The organism is Streptomyces sp. NPDC005402 (genome assembly GCF_040606575.1).
Classification (GTDB): Bacteria; Actinomycetota; Actinomycetes; order Streptomycetales; family Streptomycetaceae; genus Streptomyces.
The window spans coordinates 1-1280 of the sequence record NZ_JBEXFB010000080.1 but is presented as its reverse complement, the minus strand read 5'-3'; the positions used below and the strand labels follow the sequence as shown (position 1 = coordinate 1280).

General features: G+C 69.1%; 1 protein-coding gene. It reads left to right on the top strand.

The features are described 5' to 3' along the window. The first annotated feature begins 67 nt into the window (after positions 1-67). Positions 68-1248 (top strand): IS3 family transposase gene (locus ABZT02_RS46160; protein ID WP_356029483.1). Its coding sequence is split into 2 segments (ribosomal slippage): positions 68-352 and positions 355-1248, totalling 1179 coding nucleotides; the frame shifts between segments, so codons are not numbered across the junction. Positions 1249-1280: the final 32 nt, after the last annotated feature.

Here is a 1280-nt window from a genome sequence, read left to right as displayed (position 1 = left end):
GGGACTGCTGCAGGGTTGGGTGACACCTGACCTGGCTTGCTGAGAAGCGGCCTGGAAGGATGTTGCAGTGCCCAAGCCGTATCCGAAGGAGTTCCGCGAAGACGTCGTGCGGGTCGCGCGCAACCGCGAGCCTGGCGTCACGCTGGAACAGATCGCCGCCGATTTCGGGGTCCACCCGATCACGTTGTCGAAGTGGCTGCGCCGCGCCGAGACCGATGAGGGCGCCAGGCCCGCAACGACGTCGGGTGAGTCGGCCGAGCTGCGCGAGGCCCGCAAGCGGATCCGGTTGCTGGAGCAGGAGAACGCGGTGCTCAGGAGGGCTGCGGCGTATCTGTCGCAGGCGAACCTGCCGGCAAAATGATGTACCCGCTCGTCCGTGAGCTTGCCGCCGCCGATGCCCCTTACCGGGTGCCGGTGGCGGTGACGTGCCGGGTGCTCGGGCTGGCCCGCCAGCCCTACTACCGGTGGCTGGCCCGGCCTGCCACCGACGCCGAACTGACCGAGGCATACCGGGCCAACGCCCTGTTCGACGCGCACCGCGACGATCCCGAGTTCGGTCACCGCTTCCTTCTCGACGAGGCCCGCGCCGCCGGTGAGGCGATGGCCGAGCGGACCGCCTGGCGGATCTGCCGGGACAACGGCTGGTGGAGTGCCTTCGGCAAACGCAGGGGCCGCGGGAAAAACGCCAAAGCCGGGCCACCGGTCCACGATGACCTGGTGCGGCGGAACTTCACCGCGGACGGGCCGAACCGTTTGTGGCTCACGGACATCACCGAGCACGCGACCGGCGAGGGCAAGCTGTATCTGTGCGCGGTCAAGGACGTGTACTCCGGCCGCATCGTGGGCTATTCCATCGACGCCCGGATGAAGTCCCGCCTCGCGGTGGCCGCGCTGGAGTCCGCCGTCGCCCGCCGCGGCCCCGCTGCGGGATGCATCGTGCACTCCGACCGCGGATCGCAATTCCGGTCCCGCAAGGTCGCCGCCGTCCTCACCCGGCACGGCCTGGTCGGCTCAATGGGCCGGGTCGGGGCCGCCGGCGACAACGCCGCAATGGAGAGCTTCTTCGCACTGCTGCAAAAGAACGTCCTCGACCGCCGCGTCTGGGCCACCCGCCAGGAGTTGCGGATCGCGATCGTCACCTGGATCGAACGGACCTACCACCGACGCCGACGGCAACGACGCCTGGGCCGATTGACCCCCGTCGAGTACGAGACCATCATGACCCCACCCGCAGCTCTGGCTGCATAAACCCCGCTGTCACCCGATCATGCAGCAGTCCC